This window comes from [Chlorobium] sp. 445 (assembly GCA_002763895.1).
Classification (GTDB): domain Bacteria; phylum Bacteroidota; class Chlorobiia; order Chlorobiales; family Thermochlorobacteraceae; genus Thermochlorobacter.
Map to the genome: position 1 here is coordinate 1 of NSLH01000068.1, position 1,641 is coordinate 1,641.

General features: G+C 46.3%; 2 protein-coding genes. Both read right to left on the reverse strand.

Going from position 1 to position 1,641, the window contains the following annotated elements:
• Positions 1-224: 224 nt before the first annotated feature.
• The gene (locus tag CMR00_12715) at positions 225-1,364 is read right to left on the reverse strand and encodes a peptidase M50 (protein PIO47004.1); all 1,140 of its coding nucleotides are present in this window, start codon (positions 1,362-1,364) and stop codon (positions 225-227) included.
• Between the two features lie 76 nt (positions 1,365-1,440).
• Positions 1,441-1,641, reverse strand: a 201-nt coding sequence (locus tag CMR00_12720) for a lipoyl synthase (GenBank protein ID PIO47005.1), incomplete at its 5' end; no start/stop codon positions are given.

Consider the following 1,641-nt stretch of genomic DNA (forward strand, 5'->3'; position numbering starts at 1 on the left):
CGCAATGAAATCATTAGGCTGTGAAGGTATTTGAAAAGAGGTCGTGAAAATGAGAAGCAAGAGCACCAAAAAAAACTTCGGAGACGACTTCGGTGACTGAGTTGTCTTGAAGAGCATAAATGCAAGCTTGGAATAAAAAATGAGTTAAAGAAATAGAATTAAGCTGCGCAAAAATACACGTTTCGCTCAAAAGTATGAATTAGAAACTTGATAAGTGCCGTACTTTAGGTAGGTTGCTGTGCTTTAAGCTGCTGCTGCTTGTCGAGAAACGCCAGCACAGCAAACGCTTCGTTGAGGTCTTCCAAGCTAACAAGACCAAGGTAATCTGATCCATTGAAGACAGCCACAATGCGTTCGCCGTGCTCGCTCATCAATGCATAGACTTCGTCGAGTGAAGCATCTGCTTGCACGGTAAGGAAGTTACGGCGCATAATTTCAGTAACGTACATATCACGCGTGTCTGATGAGAGCGCATTGAAGACATCACGGCGTGTTACAATACCGATAATCTCGCTGCCTTGCATCACGGCAAAGTCTGGCTGGTAGCTGCTGAAGAGATAATCGACTACACGGCTAACGCGATCACCGATATTCAAGCTGAGTGCATAACGATTGTAAGTGTCTCCTACCCGTCGCGTGCGCAGGACTGCTTTCGATGTAGCTTGTGCGTTTTCCTGACCTGCGCTAAAGAAAACAAACACAGCAATCAGAATGAGAATAAAGTTACCATTGATAAAGCCAAGCACACCAAGTCCGACCGCTGCAATTTGCCCGATAGTTGCAGCAACTGTTGTAGCAGCCGAGAAAGTCATGAACATGGCAAGTATAGCACGCAAAACTCTGCCACCATCAAGTGGAAAGGCAGGAATCATGTTGAAGACTGCAAGGGAAATATTTGCCGCAAAAAGCCATATCAGCAGCACTTCAAAAGAAGGACGAGAGAAGAACTCGCCAAGTGACCCACGTGCATCAAGGATTGTGGTGTGCATGGTAGCGCCTGTCATGAGGAAAAGTAGAATCGCAATCAGCACATTTACCAGAGGACCAGCAAGCGCGATGATAAGTTCATGCAAAGGTTTTTCAGGCAACCTTGTAATCATCGCAATGCCGCCCAGTGGCGTGAGCACAATTTCTCGAACGGGAATACCAAAGTATTGTGCAGCTAGACTATGCCCAAGCTCGTGCAGGGTTACGCAAGTAAAGAGCAGGCTGATGAGCACGACACCGAAGAGCGCACCATCAAGTGGACTGTCAGGGACATTATTTGCCCACTGCAGTGCCCCAAGCAGAAGAATGAGAAAAAACGTAACATGAATTTTGATGTCAATGCCCCGAACTTTTGCAATGCGAAATGACCACCCCATAGTATTGCCCGTTAAAGTTAAACAAATACTGCAGCAGCGGATGAGCCGAAATGTAAATCATTTGTGTATCAATGTACTACTTTGCTTGCTCTTCAGCGTGATACGAACTTCGCACCAAAGGACCAGACTCTACATGGCGGAATCCCAGCTCTAAGCCTATACGCTTATACATAGCAAATTCCTCGAGAGGCACATAGCGTGCAATAGGTAAGTGAGCTTTGGTAGGTTGCAGATATTGCCCGATGCTCATGATGTCGCATTGAACAGCACGCAGGTC

Bases quoted from the DNA above. Each gene is read 5' to 3' on its own strand.
- CMR00_12715 (PIO47004.1), bottom strand. From the start codon at position 1,364: ATGGGGTGGTCATTTCGCATTGCAAAAGTTCGGGGCATTGACATCAAA.